This window comes from Herminiimonas fonticola (genome assembly GCF_040395855.1).
GTDB lineage: Bacteria > Pseudomonadota > Gammaproteobacteria > Burkholderiales > Burkholderiaceae_D > Oxalicibacterium > Oxalicibacterium fonticola_A.
On the sequence record NZ_JBEBPO010000006.1, the window covers coordinates 23,544 to 38,395 of the forward strand.

At 55.1% G+C, this 14,852-nt stretch carries 14 protein-coding genes; 10 read left to right on the plus strand and 4 right to left on the minus strand.

Going from position 1 to position 14,852, the window contains the following annotated elements; all coding sequences use genetic code 11:
* Positions 1-75 precede the first annotated feature (75 nt).
* On the plus strand, positions 76-1,398 hold the full coding sequence (locus ABWP27_RS01900; protein WP_353152839.1) for a PepSY-associated TM helix domain-containing protein: 1,323 nt from the start codon (positions 76-78) through the stop codon (positions 1,396-1,398).
* A 25-nt stretch (positions 1,399-1,423) separates the two neighbouring features.
* Here ABWP27_RS01900 and ABWP27_RS01905 read toward each other — a convergent pair whose 3' ends face one another.
* Together ABWP27_RS01905 and ABWP27_RS01910 are read right to left on the minus strand one after the other, a co-directional pair.
* The gene (locus tag ABWP27_RS01905) at positions 1,424-1,828 is read right to left on the minus strand and encodes a group III truncated hemoglobin (RefSeq protein ID WP_353152841.1); all 405 of its coding nucleotides are present in this window, start codon (positions 1,826-1,828) and stop codon (positions 1,424-1,426) included.
* A 158-nt stretch (positions 1,829-1,986) separates the two neighbouring features.
* Complete coding sequence (locus tag ABWP27_RS01910; RefSeq protein WP_353152843.1) at positions 1,987-2,871, minus strand: LysR family transcriptional regulator; 885 nt, start codon at positions 2,869-2,871, stop codon at positions 1,987-1,989.
* Between the two features lie 121 nt (positions 2,872-2,992).
* Here ABWP27_RS01910 and ABWP27_RS01915 point away from each other — a divergent pair, with 121 nt between their 5' ends.
* The gene (locus ABWP27_RS01915) at positions 2,993-3,733 is read left to right on the plus strand and encodes an SDR family oxidoreductase (RefSeq protein ID WP_353152845.1); all 741 of its coding nucleotides are present in this window, start codon (positions 2,993-2,995) and stop codon (positions 3,731-3,733) included.
* A 59-nt stretch (positions 3,734-3,792) separates the two neighbouring features.
* On the opposite strand, the gene ABWP27_RS01920 is transcribed toward ABWP27_RS01915, so the two are convergent.
* Both ABWP27_RS01920 and ABWP27_RS01925 read right to left on the minus strand, forming a co-directional pair.
* Positions 3,793-4,290: a cytochrome C gene (locus tag ABWP27_RS01920; protein ID WP_353152847.1), complete on the minus strand. Its 498-nt coding sequence runs from the start codon at positions 4,288-4,290 to the stop codon at positions 3,793-3,795.
* A 134-nt stretch (positions 4,291-4,424) separates the two neighbouring features.
* Positions 4,425-4,988 carry a hypothetical protein gene (locus ABWP27_RS01925; protein ID WP_353152849.1) on the minus strand — a complete coding sequence of 188 codons (564 nt, stop codon included), beginning with the start codon at positions 4,986-4,988 and terminating at the stop codon, positions 4,425-4,427.
* A gap of 283 nt (positions 4,989-5,271) precedes the next feature.
* On the opposite strand from ABWP27_RS01925, the gene cydD reads away from it, so the two are divergent.
* From cydD to queD, 8 genes are all read left to right on the plus strand, one after another.
* Positions 5,272-6,990, plus strand: coding sequence for a thiol reductant ABC exporter subunit CydD (gene cydD / locus ABWP27_RS01930; protein WP_353152851.1), 1,719 nt, complete (start codon positions 5,272-5,274; stop codon positions 6,988-6,990).
* Complete coding sequence (locus ABWP27_RS01935) at positions 6,987-8,690, plus strand: amino acid ABC transporter ATP-binding/permease protein (protein ID WP_353152853.1); 1,704 nt, start codon at positions 6,987-6,989, stop codon at positions 8,688-8,690. Before cydD ends, ABWP27_RS01935 begins: the two co-directional genes overlap by 4 nt.
* Before the next feature lie 47 nt (positions 8,691-8,737).
* Positions 8,738-10,339 (plus strand): cytochrome ubiquinol oxidase subunit I, encoded by a 1,602-nt coding sequence (locus ABWP27_RS01940; RefSeq protein ID WP_353152855.1) that lies wholly within the window; start codon positions 8,738-8,740, stop codon positions 10,337-10,339.
* Positions 10,336-11,490, plus strand: a complete 1,155-nt coding sequence (gene cydB / locus ABWP27_RS01945; RefSeq protein ID WP_353152857.1) for a cytochrome d ubiquinol oxidase subunit II — start codon at positions 10,336-10,338, stop codon at positions 11,488-11,490. The genes ABWP27_RS01940 and cydB overlap by 4 nt, the downstream gene beginning before the upstream one ends.
* A gap of 64 nt (positions 11,491-11,554) precedes the next feature.
* The gene (cydX, locus tag ABWP27_RS01950) at positions 11,555-11,677 is read left to right on the plus strand and encodes a cytochrome bd-I oxidase subunit CydX (RefSeq protein WP_011870882.1); all 123 of its coding nucleotides are present in this window, start codon (positions 11,555-11,557) and stop codon (positions 11,675-11,677) included.
* A gap of 124 nt (positions 11,678-11,801) precedes the next feature.
* Positions 11,802-13,448, plus strand: a complete 1,647-nt coding sequence (locus ABWP27_RS01955; RefSeq protein ID WP_353152859.1) for a Na+/H+ antiporter — start codon at positions 11,802-11,804, stop codon at positions 13,446-13,448.
* A 283-nt stretch (positions 13,449-13,731) separates the two neighbouring features.
* Complete coding sequence (gene queE, locus ABWP27_RS01960; protein ID WP_353152861.1) at positions 13,732-14,367, plus strand: 7-carboxy-7-deazaguanine synthase; 636 nt, start codon at positions 13,732-13,734, stop codon at positions 14,365-14,367.
* A gap of 30 nt (positions 14,368-14,397) precedes the next feature.
* On the plus strand, positions 14,398-14,847 hold the full coding sequence (queD, locus tag ABWP27_RS01965) for a 6-carboxytetrahydropterin synthase QueD (RefSeq protein ID WP_353152863.1): 450 nt from the start codon (positions 14,398-14,400) through the stop codon (positions 14,845-14,847).
* Positions 14,848-14,852 lie beyond the last annotated feature (5 nt).

Here is a 14,852-nt window from a genome sequence, read left to right on the forward strand (position 1 = left end):
CAGCATATATAGCGATGTCTGTCTGTTTGAAGGTAAGAGTATTTTGTCTTCTTGCAGATCCTGATATTTACGAATATGGATGTAGCTACCGCGCATTCGTTTATCCCTGTATTTGAGGTTATCTTGCGCGCTTTCTGGACCCTTGTTCATCGTTATGCCGGCTTGATCATTGCCGGATTCTTGTTTCTCAGCGGTGTGACCGGCGCGATCATTTCGTGGGATCACGAGCTGGACGATTTGCTCAATCCGCATTTGATGGAGGTGAAAAGTACCGGCACTGCGCAATCCTCACTGGCGCTGGCGCAGCAGATCGAGGCGCGTTATCCGCAGGTACGCGTGTCGTTTGTTCCGCTTCATGCGGAGGAGGGTGAGTCGCTATCGTTCGGTATTGATGCGCGGGTTGATCCGGCCACCAAAAAACTGTTCGAGCCCGGTTTCAATCAAGTTTTTATCGATCCTGTCAGTGGTGCAGAACTGGGTAAGCGCGAATGGGGAGCAGTGTGGCCGATTACCAAGGAAACCTTCGTTTCCTTTCTATATCGCTTGCATTACACCTTGCACATTCCGGAAATGTGGGGCATCGATCGCTGGGGCCTGTGGCTGATGGGCGCCATTGCGATGATCTGGACGCTCGACAGCTTTGTCGGCTTTTACCTGACCCTGCCGGTGCGACGCCGCAATGCAGTGCTAGCGTCCGACGATATTGCCGATGACAGGCCGGTTCCCGTTGGCAAGTCATGGTGGCAGCGCTGGCAACCGGCGTGGAAAGTACGCTGGAACGGTGGCAGCAACAAACTCAACTTTGACTTGCATCGTGCGTTCAGTTTGTGGACATGGGTGCTGCTGTTCATTCTCGCGTTTACTGCTTTTTCGCTGAATCTATATAACGAGATTTTTTATCCGGTGATGAAAACGGTTTCGCAGGTAACGCCATCACCGTTCGATACGCGTGCACCTGCCGATAAGCATCATCCGATCGAGCCGCGCGTTGCCTATGCCGATATTGTTCAGCGCGCAAGCAGTGACGCGCAACAACGAAAGTGGCTTGAGCCTGCGGGCAGTATTTTTTATTCGCAGGAATTCGGCATCTATGGCGTCAGTTTTTTCAAAGCCGGCGATGATCATGGTGCTGGTGGCGTAGGCCCTGCAGTGCTGTATTACGACGGTCTGGATGGTCGGCTGCTGGGGAATCGCCAACCATGGAAGGGCACTGCTGCCGATATCTTTGTACAGGCGCAATTCCCATTGCACTCAGGCCGCATTCTCGGATTGCCGGGGCGCATACTGATTTCATTCATGGGCATCGTCGTTGCAATGTTAAGCGTGACGGGTGTCGTGATCTGGTGGCGCAAGCGCGTATCCCGTGCCACAACTGCACAACGGCGTAACCTGAAATGAACGGAAGCTGTCTTGGTGCGCGTACTCAGCCTTGCGGCAAATCCGTAGGCAGGGCATCCGGATTGCGATTCATCTGATACCCGTACCAAAGGCTTTGTGCAATCCGCTGGGCAGCGGCATAGGCGCGTTCACCCATTGCCTCATTGGCCTGCTGTTTGATGGTTTCATCAAACAGCGCCAGCCAGCGCTGGAAAAGCGCCGGGTCCAGATGACTCAATGCAGTGTGTTTTTGCATCGGCGTGCCGGTATAACGGCCGGTGCCACGCAGGATGGACGACCAGAAATCCACCAGTTTTTCCAGATGATGATCCCAGTCTTCGACTTCGCTATTGAAGATGGGGCCGAGCATGTCGTCACGCCTTACCTTCGCATAAAAAGCATGCACCAGTTGTGTGACTTCTTCGTCGCTGCAAAGATCGCTTGCGGGCACTTGATTCTCCATAAATTTAAAATCCGCGGGTGAGTGTGAAATGCATCACTGACATCGCATCACTGCAATGATAAGCGCTTCGTGCCGTTCCCGTATGTCCTGTCAGCACTCATGCGCCAATGGCATGTCGCGACAAGCAGTGATTTGTTTGCGTAAACTTATTGCGCAAACAAGTCCTTCAGCCATTCGGCAAACACGCGTACCCGCGCAGATAGTTGCCGGTTCTGCGGATAAAGCACGGTAACTGGCATGGTTGGCGGAGGAAAATCGGGCAGGATTTCGCGCAGCGCACCGGATTCGATCTCGCCTTGCAAGCGATAGCGCGGCACCTGAATCAGGCCGAGTCCGGCACGCGCGCATTCAGCGTACATATCAGCTCCGCTTACGCAGACATCGCCAGGCAGCGTGACGAACTGGACAGAGCCATTGACGGTGAATTCCAGCGGATAGAGTTTGCCGGTGGCACTGGAAACATAATTGACGGCTTTATGGCCGGCCAATTCGGCCAGATTGCCAGGCAAGCCGTGTCGCGCCACGTAAGCGGCACTGGCGCAGGTGACTTGCTCAAGCAGCGCAACGCGCCGTCCGATCAGCGAGGAATCCTGCAAATTGCCGGCACGCAGTACGCAATCAACGCCTTCGCGCACCAGATCGACGAAGCGGTCGCCTTCATCGATGCGCAGTTCAAGCTCCGGATAACGCTGCAAAAAAGCCGGCAGGGCGGGGATGACGAAATGACGTGCCAGCGTTCCTTGCAGGCTCACGCGCAACAGGCCTTTCGGCGCCGTATTGCGAAACGCGCCATCGGCTTCCTCGACATCGGCCAGCAGGCGCACGCAACGTGCGTAATAGGCATCGCCATCCAGCGTAGGCGTGACCTGACGCGTGGTGCGGTTCAGCAAGCGCGCGCCTATGCGTTCTTCCAGGCGCGTGATGGCATTGGTCACCGTGGCGCGCGGCAATTGCAAGTCTTCGGCTGCCTTGGTAAAACTGCGGCGCTCGGTGATGCGTACGAAAATCTGCATTTCCTGAAATCTATCCATAGCGAATGCTTTTCAGTATTTTGTTATTAAATATCGAATAATGAAGTCGATTTTAGCCTGATTATCTTTTTAGTGATTTGTCGCAGAATCCGTTCGTCCCAATACTCCTAGGAAGAACATCATGAGCAATCAAGCTAAAAAAGTAGCCATCATTACAGGCGCATCGCGCGGCATCGGTGCCGTTATTGCAGAACGTCTGGCGTACGATGGTTTTGCCGTCATCGTCAATTACGCCAGCAGTTCAGGCGAGGCAGATGTGCTGGTTGCCAGACTGCAGGACGCCAGCCACGAAGCGTATGCGATCAGGGCTGATGTGGCGCAGGCGGATGATGTGCGTCGCCTGTTCGATGAAGCCGAGCGCCTGCTAGGCAAGGTGGATGTCCTGATCAACAATGCAGGCATCCTGCAGAATGCATCGCTGGCGGAAAGCAGTGATGAAATGTTTGAGCGAACCTTCAATATCAATGTGCGCGGCACCTTCAATACCTTGCGTGAAGCAGCATTGCGACTCAATGATGGCGGCCGCATCGTGAATTTTTCCAGCACCACGGTGGCGCTGAATTTGCCCGGCTATGGAATTTACAGCGCCAGTAAAGCGGCAGTGGAAACGCTGACGCCCATCTTCGCAAAGGAAATGCGCGGTCGTAACATTACCGTCAATGCGGTCGCGCCAGGACCGATTGCAACCGAGCTGTTCTTCAACGGAAAAACGGAAGCGCAGATCCAGCAGTTTGCCAGCATGCCGCCGTTGCAACGCCTCGGTCAGCCCGGCGATATTGCGTCAGTGGTTGCCTTCCTGGTCGGCGCGGAGGGTGGCTGGATCAACGGGCAGGTATTGCGTGCGAATGGCGGGCTTGCCTGATATGGCGAGGTGGCGAAGAGCGCGTATATCTGATGCAAGCCTTTCGATACCGGCGATCGTTATTTAGGCGGCTGGGGAAATGATACAAACGGCCCATTGGGAGTTTGATTTGGCGGTACATAAGCTGGAGCAACCGCACCAGCCGGTCCCAGGTGGCGGGTGAAGCGATAGATAGCCTGCAGATCTTGCGTGCTCATATCGCGCAGGGTAAACCACGGCATTGGCGGGCGATACTGTGTGCTGTGGGCAGTCTTCAGCCATTGTTCTTCACTGACACTTTGCATATAAAGCCGCAGATTGGTGGCGTAGGTGGTTCCCCACGGACCGCGCCAGCCGAGGGGACTGCCGGTTAGCCATTGTTTTTCAGGGATATTGCCGCCCGCCTGTGCATAGCCCGGCGTATGGCAATCGTTGCAGCCGCTTATTTTTACCAGATAGCGTCCGCGTTCGACGGTTTTTTCATGTGAGGTATCGCCGGCTGCAGCCAGAGAATAGTGTGTCGCTGCCGCAGTTGCGATCAGTACGCTTGCATTGAGTACTTTGAAACATAGAGACATGTCGTTCTCCTGTACGGACTAACGCTTGCAATCGCAGATCGAGCAGAGGCAGTCCTGGTTGTGTGATGTCAGGTTTTGAATAAGGTAATGCAGGATGGTGCGGGGAAATCAATCAATATGCCCTCCATTAATTTCTATGCCGATTGATGTTTCGTTTCGGCCTCATATGCTTGAACATCAAGTGCTCTTTGCTGGGCAAGTGAACGCAAGGATTTCGCCAGCCATGCGAAATAAATTATCTGCAATGCGATGATTGCGGTGACTGTCCACAGCCAGAAGAAACTGCCCCCGATATTGATGAGGTTTCTTGAAAATTGAAAATTATCTGCGGATATTTTTATCACGCTAAATTGGAAAAGATAAAACACCAACCAATAAACAGACCAGACGCCAATTGTTGTCCAAAGCCAGATGGGAAACGACAGACAGGAAAAATCAGCTGCAAAGCGATCGTTTGCATCTCCGCCTGCAGCATCAAAACACTTGCTCATGCCGAGAATAGTCACGCAAACGACAAGCAGGCCTTCTGCCCAGGACAATACAGTCCATGCGGGATTGCTCCAGGTGAACGCTCCGTAATACATGACCCAGGAAAAAAGAAAACTCGCGAGAATGAAATAAGCGACCTCTCTGTTTGAGATCTGCTTTTTCGCCAGTTTATGAACGAGTCTCTGCGGGAATATCCAATGTGTAGACATGATTGCTTGGCGTGATATGAATGAGAATTACTTGGTCGTAGCAAGTTTTTTGAGCGGTTTCTGCTTGCCAGCATAAACGAAATATATTATTCAAATGTAAATTTAATGCAATTCGTTTTAGCTACACATCTTTTCTGGAAGCATCCAGTAATTCAGCTATGAAGCTCGCTTTGTCCTTTGCTTGCAGCCAGCGAAATTCAATTTATCAGCGAGGGCATAAAATGGATGTTCATTTGATCGGATGCAGAATTAACAGTGACGATCAGCCATAATGCATAGCACTATGCACCCAAGCTCAGAATCTTCCCGTCGCTTGCAATCCGGTCAAAGGCTCGATATGGGCGCTGTCCTGCAAACGCTGGCAGCTTTGCTGTGGTTGCCGCAAGCTGCTTTGCTGGCTTATGCCGTGCAAGGTGTGGCAGATGGCGGTGGGCTGGATGTCGTTAAAATTCCTGCCTTGCTTTTGCTGATTGTCGGCTTGCTGCGTGCTGCCTGCGATGCATGCGGAATACGACTGGTATTCAAAAAAGCACGCTTGCACCTGTCTGTATTGCGCGAACAAGTTGCTGCATCGCTGGCAGCGCGTTCGCCGCTGGATGTGCGGCGTCCGGCATCGGGCCTTGCCGCGAGTGTCGTGGCGGAACAGGCGGAAGCAATCATCCCTTATCTGACGCGTTATCGTCCTGCGCGCCTGCGCTCAACGATTGTCCCCTTCGTCATTCTCGTCATCGTTTTCCCTTTCTCGTGGATCGCTGCGCTGATTCTGCTGGTGGCGGCACCCTTGATTCCGCTTTTCATGGCGCTGGTCGGCTGGCGTGCGAAAGCGGCAAGTGAAGCGCAGATGATCGAGATGGGCGGCATGAATGCCTTTCTGCTGGATCGCCTGCGTGGATTGGCGACCTTGCGCACCCTGGGTGCCGTGGATATCACGGCATTGCGTTTGCGTGACGCGGCAGAAGCATTGCGTCAACGCACGATGGCGGTCTTGCGCATTGCGTTTTTATCTTCTGCCGTACTCGAACTGTTTGCCGCTCTGGGCGTGGCGATGGTGGCGGTTTATACAGGCTTTCATTTACTCGGCCAGCTTGAATTTGGCGCTTGGGGCAGACGCCTGACATTGGGAGAGGGTTTGTTCATCCTGCTGCTGGCTCCAGCTTTTTTCGAACCGCTGCGCGATCTGTCCAGCGTCTGGCATGACAGGGCAGCCGGCGAGGCGGCGCTGGAGGCGATGGAGCGCCTGAGCGGAGAGGGGATGTTGTTGCCGGGCGCAAGCGGCAAGTCCATCCTGCCGCAGACTGATTTTCTTTACGCAGATAAAACGGCGCCGGCAGTCGATATTCACGATTTGCATTTTTCGCATGCAGGAGCCGCCGCTTCGGTGTTTGACGCTTATGCGCTGCATGTAAAAGCTGGTGAGCGTATCGCGATCGTGGCCCCCAGCGGTGGCGGCAAATCGACCTTGCTGGCCCTGCTTGCGGGTTTGGTGTCGGCGCAAGGCGGCGAGATCAGAATAGGCGGCGTACCTTTGGCGGAAAACACCGCCCATGCCTTGCGCACGCGCATGGCATGGATAGGGCAGAAACCACATATTTTCGCCGGTTCGGTGCGCGCCAATGTCGCCTTGGGCAGGCCAGGTATCGATGCGCAGGATGTGACATCGGCATTGCGTTTTGCAGCACTGGACAAGGTACCGCAAGCACAGCCCGGCGTTGGTCTGGGTGAAGGTGGCGGCGGTTTGTCGGGTGGCGAGGCGGTGCGGCTGGCACTGGCGCGTGCCGCGGTCGACCGGCACGTCGACTTGCTGCTGGTGGATGAACCGACTGCACATCTGGACAGCGTGACGGCGCATCAGATCACCGAGGCCCTGCTGCAACTGGCGCAGGGAAAAACCATGATCATCGCCACGCATGATCCGGTACTGGCGGCGCGCATGGATCGGGTGATTGTGCTGGATGCCGATGCCAGCACTGATACAAGTACCGATGCGCAGGTGCCGGCATGAAGCTGTGGCGCGATCTGTATCCGGTGCTGGCCATGTTTATCGCGGCCCGGCGCAACAATACCTTGCTGCTGGGTGCATTGCTGGCCGTCGTGACTGCATTGTCCGGCATGGCCTTGCTGGGTTTGTCCGGCTGGTTCATTACGGCGACCGCGATTGCCGGTTTGAATACCTCGCTGGCGTTTACTTTCGATGTATTCATGCCGTCGGCTGGCATCCGTTTGCTGGCGCTGGGCCGTACTTTTTCCCGTTACGGCGAAAGACTGGTGACGCATGATGCAACGCTGGCCGTGTTGGCGGCCTTGCGCGAACGTCTGTTTCGCGGCTGGGCGCAAGCGGAAGCTGCACGGCGTTTGCTGGCCCGACCGGCGCAATTATTGTTCCGGCTGACCGGCGATATAGATGCGCTGGATACGCTCTACCTGCGCATCCTGGTGCCTTTTGCTGCGGCGATTGCAGTGGCTTTGGCAACCGGTCTTGCGCTGGGTTTTCTCGACATCAGGCTGGGCGTGGGGATGGCCGTCTGGCTGATCGCGGCCGGTGTGGGGATAGCCTTGCTCACTGCGCAAGCTGCGCGTGCGGCGGCGCGTCGCCGCAGTTATGCGCTCGAAGCCTTGCGTGCGCGCAGCATCGATCTGCTGGCCGGGCAGACAGAATTGATTATGACCGGCCGTCTGGATGCGCAGATAGCATCGCTGGCTGCGGCCGATCGTTACCTGGCGCGTGCAGACGATGCCTTGAACCGGCTGGAAGTGCAGGCAGGCGCAAGCTACACCGCAATCGGCAGTTTGACGCTGGCGGTTACCTTGCTGACGGTCGCCGGGCTGGTTGAAGCGGGAGAGATAGGCGCGCCGCTGGCTGCACTGGCCTTGCTATTGGTGCTGACGGCGCTGGAACCGTTTGCCGGACTGCGTCGTGGCGCGCTGGAATTGGGACGTACGGTGCTGGCTGCACGCCGGCTGGCACCGCGCCTGCAGCAGACGGAAGCGGCAAGTACAGGAGCACAATCTCCAGTCGGCAATCTGATCCTCAATCTGGTGAATATGACAGCGCACCCTGCAGGCCCGGAGGCGTCAGGCGCTCCTGTCTTGCATAACATTACATTTTCCATGCAGGCCAGCGAGCGTGTGGCATTGATAGGGGCGAGTGGGGCGGGTAAATCGACCTTGATGGCAGTCGTCGCCGGAGAGTTGAGCGCGCAATCCGGCTTGCTGCAAGTAGCGCCACACTGCCTGCTGACACAGCGTACCGAGCTGTTCCAGGATAGTCTGCGCGACAATCTGCGTCTGGCCGATCCGCAGGCCGACGATGCGCATCTGTGGCAGGTGTTGCAGACAGCCGGCCTGGCCGACGATGTGACAAGGATGCCGGCCGGGCTGGACACGCGGCTGGGTGAAGGCGGCATGGGTTTGTCCGGCGGGCAGTTGCGCCGGCTGGCATTGGCACGCTTGTTGTTGCGGCAGGTGCCGCTGTGGTTGCTCGACGAACCGACTGAAGGACTCGATCCGGCCACTGCACGCGATGTGCTGCAAAGGCTGGATACGCTGGCGCAGGGACGGGGAATACTGCTGGCAACGCATGTGCGACGTGAGGCGAAGTTGGCGAACCGCTTGGTTTGTCTGCAATATGGGCGTATCGTTAGGGACGTTACGCGTGGTGATACGGATTTTGAAATGGTATTGAATACGCTACGGCCGGATTGATCGGGCTTGTCAGCGCAACAAATTCAAATCAGATACAAAGGACGTCTATGGAACTCGATATTGTTTCCTTGTCCCGCCTGCAGTTCGCCATCACGGCGCTGTATCACTTTCTGTTTGTTCCCCTGACGATAGGACTGGCGATCCTGCTTGCCATCATGGAGACGGTCTACGTAATGACCGACCGCGTCATCTGGCGCGACATGACCAAATTCTGGGGCACGCTGTTCGGCATCAATTTTGCGATGGGTGTGGCTACCGGGGTGGTCATGGAATTCCAGTTCGGCATGAACTGGAGTTACTACAGCCACTACGTCGGTGATATTTTCGGTGCGCCGCTGGCGATAGAAGGCTTGATGGCCTTCTTTCTCGAAGCAACCTTCGTCGGCCTGTTTTTCTTCGGCTGGGACAAACTCTCAAAAGTGGGGCACTTGATCACCACCTGGGCGGTGGCCATCGGCTCCAATTTCTCTGCATTGTGGATTCTGATCGCCAACGGTTGGATGCAGAATCCGGTTGGCGCCGCGCTTAATCCGGAAACCATGCGCATGGAAGTCACCGACTTTGCGGCAGTCCTGACCAATCCGGTTGCGCAAGCCAAATTCGTGCACACGGTATCGGCCGGTTATGTGACGGCGGCGGTTTTCGTGCTGGGCATTTCAGCATGGTATGTGCTGAAAGGACGTCATCTTGCATTGGCCAAGCGCTCGATGACGGTGGCGGCGTCTTTCGGCCTGGCAGCGGCACTGTCGGTAGTGGTGCTGGGTGATGAAAGCGGTTATCTGTCAACCGAGCATCAAAAAATGAAACTGGCGGCGATTGAAGGTATGTGGGAAACCCAGCCTGCACCAGCCAGTTTTACCCTGATCGGTTTCCCGAATCAGGAAGCACGCGAGACGCACTATGCGATTCATATACCTTGGGTGATGGGTTTGATCGGCACACGTTCGCTGGATACCGTTATTCCCGGCATTAACGAACTGGTACAGCATGCTGAATTGCGTATTGCGAATGGCATACAGGCTTACGATGCCTTGCAAAAAATTCGCGCTCTCGGTCAGGGTGAAAAAATCACGCCGGAAATGCGCTTCGCATTTGAAGAAACCGGCAGCGATCTCGGCTATGCCTTGCTGCTCAAGCGCTATGTAGATGATCCGCGCCAGGCTACGCCGGCTCAAATTTCCCAGGCGGCGCTTGATACCGTACCGCAGGTCGCTCCTCTGTTCTGGCTGTTCCGCATCATGGTCGGGATAGGCATGTTTCTGATCCTGCTGACGGGCACTTTCTTTTTCCTGTCGGCGCGCCGGCAACTTGCCAAACATCGCTGGCTGTTGAAGCTGGCGGTGTGTGCGGTGCCCTTGCCATGGATCGCCATTGAAGCTGGCTGGGTGGTGGCTGAATTCGGTCGTCAGCCGTGGGTGATAGAAGGCGTGCTGCCGACGGCGGTGGCGGTATCCAGCCTCGGCATCAAGACACTGCTCATTACGCTGTGCGGTTTCATCCTGATTTATACCGTGCTCTTCATCATCGAGATGAAACTGATTTTCAAGGTGATTCATGCCGGGCCCGGTGCAGAACACTCAGCTCAAAAAAGTAGTGACGCGAAGCCCGTTCTTACCGCCACTCCTGCCGCCACACGGGAGCAATCATGACACTGCACACACTCATCGACTACGATACCCTGCGCCTGATCTGGTGGGCTTTGATCGGCGTGTTGCTGCTGGCGTTTGCGGTGACGGACGGCTTCGATCTGGGCACCGGCATATTGCTGCCTTTTGTCGCGCGCAACGATATCGAAAGACGCGTCGTCATCAATAGCGTAGGCCCGGTATGGGAAGGCAATCAGGTGTGGCTGATTCTGGGAGGCGGTGCAATTTTTGCCGCGTGGCCGCAGCTTTATGCCGTGGCGTTTTCCGGTTTTTATCTTGCCATGTTTGCGATTCTGGTTGCGCTTATCTTGCGTCCGGTCGCATTCAAGTTTCGCAGCAAACGCGAAGATCCGGGCTGGCGCGCACGTTGGGATGGCGTCCTGTTTTTTTCGGGTTTCGTGCCGACGCTGATCTTTGGTGTGGCGCTGGGCAATGTGTTGCAGGGCGTACCGTTCCGGCTTGATTCGCAGATGCATATTTTTTACGAGGGCAGCTTTTTCGGCTTGCTGAACCCGTTTGCCTTGTTGTGCGGACTGGTTTCGGTCGCCATGCTGGTCATGCACGGCAGTGCATGGCTGCAGTTGAAAACAGAAGGCCTTGTAGCGGAGCGGGTGCGACGCTACGGTAGCATGGCAGCGCTGGCGACGGTGGTGCTGTATGCCTGCGCCGGTCTGCTGTTGTGGAAATACGTGGATGGCTATCGCATTACCAGCATGATTGATCCAGTGGGTCCCTCCAATCCCTTGCTGAAAGCAGTCGAAGGACATGCGGGTGCGTGGTTCGTCAATTACGCTGCGCAACCATGGACGATGGCGGCGCCGGTTCTGGGCCTGCTCGGAGCAATCGGTGCATGGCTGGGTTTGCGCATGCGGCGCGAAATATTCACATTGCTGTGCAGCGCAGTCAGCATCAGCGGCATCGTGCTGAGTGTGGGTGCATCCATGTTCCCCTTCATCCTGCCATCGTCGATTCATCCGGCTGCCAGCCTGACGGTATGGGATTCTTCATCCAGCCACCTGACCCTGTTCATCATGCTGGTAGTAAGCGCGATTTTTATTCCGCTCATCGTCGCTTACACGACCTGGGTGTATCACGTGTTGTGGGGCAAGGTGGATGAAAAAGCGATACGCGATGAAACCGGACATGCATATTGACGGGCAAATGTAGGTCTTGCGTTGTCGCGATGTAACAGTCATCAATTAAAGACAAGGACAAATCATGTGGTATTTCGCCTGGATGCTGGGTCTGCCTCTTGCAGCTGCTTTCGCCGTGCTGAATGCGATGTGGTACGAACTGATGGACGATGAAGCAATACGCAAGGAAAAACTCGGCAACTCATAATTGCATGCGTTTTTCAGTGGTGTGCGCGCAGAGGATCGTTTCGATAAAATGGGGCTCGAATTAAAACTTGGATCGCAACAAGTTTTAGAACATCAGATCAGCACCCAATGAGATTCAAGCCTAGATGCATACCGTTACGATCGCTCTGATTTTATTGCTGGCCGTGTTGGCCAGCGGATTTTTTGCACGACTATTACCGATCAAGGTACCCTTGCCTCTGGTGCAGATTGCAGTGGGAGCAGGGCTGGCTTACGGCTTTGGCATCAGCGTCCCGCTCGATCCTGAATTTTTCTTCCTCTTCTTCATTCCGCCTTTGCTGTTTCTGGATGGCTGGCGGATTCCCAAAAGTGCCTTCTTTCGCGACGTGCGTCCGATCACCACGCTGGCAATTGGTCTGGTGCTCTTTACCGTCCTTGGAATGGGCTACTTCATACACTGGATGATTCCATCCGTACCGCTGGCCGCCGCATTTGCACTGGCCGCAATTCTGTCGCCGACTGATCCGGTTGCCGTCTCTGCCATCGCTTCGCAAAGCCCGATTCCGCCACGCCTGATGCACATACTCGAGGGCGAGGCATTACTCAATGATGCATCCGGTCTGGTCTGTTTTCGCTTCGCATTGGCGGCGGTGATTACCGGTACATTCTCCTTGCTGGATGCGTCAATGGAATTTCTGCTGACGGCAGGCGGCGGTTTGCTGGTGGGTGCGCTCGTTGCATGGCTGATTGGTGTCGCGAATAAATGGCTGGTGGTCGCTGTCGGCGAAGATCCGGGCAGCCAGATTCTGATCAGCCTGTTGCTGCCATTTGCCGCTTATCTGCTGGCAGAACATCTGCAGGTTTCCGGCATTCTCGCCGCTGCGGCGGCAGGTATCACCACTCATTACACGGATATGGTGGGCCGTCGGCTGGCAACGACGCGCATGCAACGCCGCGCTGTGTGGGACACGATACAGATGGCGCTCAACGGCGTGATTTTTGTGATTCTCGGTGCGCAAATACGTACTACGGTGGATGGCTTGCCGATGGTGGCAAGCAGTATGGGATTGAGCAGCGCATGGTGGTTATCGCTCTATGTGATTGCGATCGGTGTTGCGCTAACCTGTCTGCGATTTTTATGGGTGTGGAGTACGCTCCGTGTCACCCTGTTTAAAAAACGCCGTGACCAGACGAGCGATACCAAACCTTCCTTGCGCATACTCATGCTGACTGCATGTTCAGGCGTGCGCGGCGCAATTACGCTGGCCGGTATTTTGACTTTGCCTTTGTTGATGCCGGATGGCTCAGCATTCCCGGCGCGCGACTTGCTGATTTTTCTGGCAAAAGGCGTGATCCTGCTTTCGCTATTGAGCGCAAGCGTAGCCTTGCCTTTATTGAGCAAGGAGATGAAATTTGCACCCGAACCGGTGCTGGGCATGGATGAAGGACATGCGCGCGTCGCAGCAGCAGAAGCTGCCATCCGTCACATCAAATCGATATGCGATGCTGCGCCGGCAGATGCAGAAAATAACGGTCAAACAGAAGCAGCCATGCGTGTCACCGAACTCTATCGGCGACGACTGGATTACGGTTTAAGTGAAGGTGAAGAAGCCGTTCGCATACAACTGCTGGCAGAGAAGGAACGTGAACTACGCTTGTCCGCGATACGCGCAGAACGCGACGAGTTATTTCAGATGTGGTTGCACAACAAGCTGGACGATACCTTGCATCAGCGCTTGTTGCGTGAACTGGATTTGATTGAGGGGGCGTTGACGCGGCATGTGCCGCATTAGTTGCTTAATCCACATCGCCTATTGATGCTGCTATTTAATGCTTCCTTGATTGGTCCAATTTTGGGTAGGGGAATCATAGGATTCAGGATTTTCATTATCAAGATTACATCTTGATGGCAGAAGAGATGCATAGTGCTCATGTATCTCATCCTGCCATGAGGGAAAGCCCGCTCTGGTCTATAATGACGGCCCGCGATACACAAGCAAAACAGCGTCGTTCCGCATCCATTTGCGACCTGCCATTTGCCCGCGGCCTTGCATAAACCTTCATCCGGCCATCATTTTGACTTACAGCGTAAAAGAGATTTTCTACACATTGCAGGGCGAGGGCGCACATGCCGGGCGTCCCGCCGTGTTTTGTCGTTTTTCCGGCTGCAATCTGTGGACCGGCCGTGAAAGCGATCGCGCCACCGCCGTGTGCCAGTTTTGCGATACCGATTTTGTCGGCACCGATGGTGAAGGCGGCGGCAAGTTTGCCGATGCGGAGAAGCTGGCAAACACGATCAATGCTTTGTGGCCGGAGTCCTACGCGGCCAGCAAATACGTGGTTTTTACCGGCGGCGAACCCTTGCTGCAACTGGATACGGAACTGATCGATGCGATGCACGCGGTCGGTTTTGAAATTGCGATTGAAACCAACGGCACCTTGCCGGTGCCGGCCGGCGTTGACTGGATTTGCGTCAGCCCGAAGATGGGTTCGCAACTGGTGGTGCGCAAAGGCAGCGAGTTGAAGGTCGTGATTCCGCAACTGGAGCAATCGCTGGCTGCCTACGAAGATCTGGATTTCGAACACTTCTTCGTGCAGCCTATGGATGGCCCATTGGCAGAACAAAACACCAAGCTTGCCATCGATGTCTGCAAACGCAATCCGAAATGGAAGCTGAGCATACAGACGCATAAACTTTTACAGATACCCTGACGCTTTACTGATAGCTTTACCGATAAAACCATGCTGACAATTACCCGCAAACTTGAATTCGATGCCGGTCACCGTATTCCCGACCACAAAAGCCAGTGCCGCAATCTGCACGGCCATCGCTATACGCTCGAAATCACACTGGTCGGCAATGTGATTGACGAAGAAGGTAGTTCCGATAACGGCATGATCATGGATTTTTCCGATATCAAGTCGCTGGCGAAACAGCATCTGGTCGATGTCTGGGACCATTCTTTTCTCGTCTATGAAAAAGACGCCAAGGTGCGTGAATTTCTTGAAAGCATACCCGGCCACAAAACCGTGATCATCGATCGTATTCCGACAGTGGAAAATCTGGCGCAAACCGCGTTCAATATCCTGAATGCGGCATACAAGGATCATTACGGCACCGGCTTGCGTCTGCACAAACTGGTGCTGCACGAAACGCCGAACTGCTGGGCTGAAATCACTGCAGAAGGCTGATCGCT

Bases quoted from the DNA above. Each gene is read 5' to 3' on its own strand.
- ABWP27_RS01900 (WP_353152839.1), top strand. From the start codon at position 76: ATGGATGTAGCTACCGCGCATTCGTTTATCCCTGTATTTGAGGTTATC.
- ABWP27_RS01910 (WP_353152843.1), bottom strand. From the start codon at position 2,871: ATGGATAGATTTCAGGAAATGCAGATTTTCGTACGCATCACCGAGCGC.
- ABWP27_RS01915 (WP_353152845.1), top strand. From the start codon at position 2,993: ATGAGCAATCAAGCTAAAAAAGTAGCCATCATTACAGGCGCATCGCGC.
- ABWP27_RS01920 (WP_353152847.1), bottom strand. From the start codon at position 4,290: ATGTCTCTATGTTTCAAAGTACTCAATGCAAGCGTACTGATCGCAACT.
- ABWP27_RS01925 (WP_353152849.1), bottom strand. From the start codon at position 4,988: ATGTCTACACATTGGATATTCCCGCAGAGACTCGTTCATAAACTGGCG.
- cydD (WP_353152851.1), top strand. From the start codon at position 5,272: ATGCACCCAAGCTCAGAATCTTCCCGTCGCTTGCAATCCGGTCAAAGG.
- ABWP27_RS01935 (WP_353152853.1), top strand. From the start codon at position 6,987: ATGAAGCTGTGGCGCGATCTGTATCCGGTGCTGGCCATGTTTATCGCG.
- ABWP27_RS01940 (WP_353152855.1), top strand. From the start codon at position 8,738: ATGGAACTCGATATTGTTTCCTTGTCCCGCCTGCAGTTCGCCATCACG.
- cydB (WP_353152857.1), top strand. From the start codon at position 10,336: ATGACACTGCACACACTCATCGACTACGATACCCTGCGCCTGATCTGG.
- cydX (WP_011870882.1), top strand. From the start codon at position 11,555: ATGTGGTATTTCGCCTGGATGCTGGGTCTGCCTCTTGCAGCTGCTTTC.
- ABWP27_RS01955 (WP_353152859.1), top strand. From the start codon at position 11,802: ATGCATACCGTTACGATCGCTCTGATTTTATTGCTGGCCGTGTTGGCC.
- queD (WP_353152863.1), top strand. From the start codon at position 14,398: ATGCTGACAATTACCCGCAAACTTGAATTCGATGCCGGTCACCGTATT.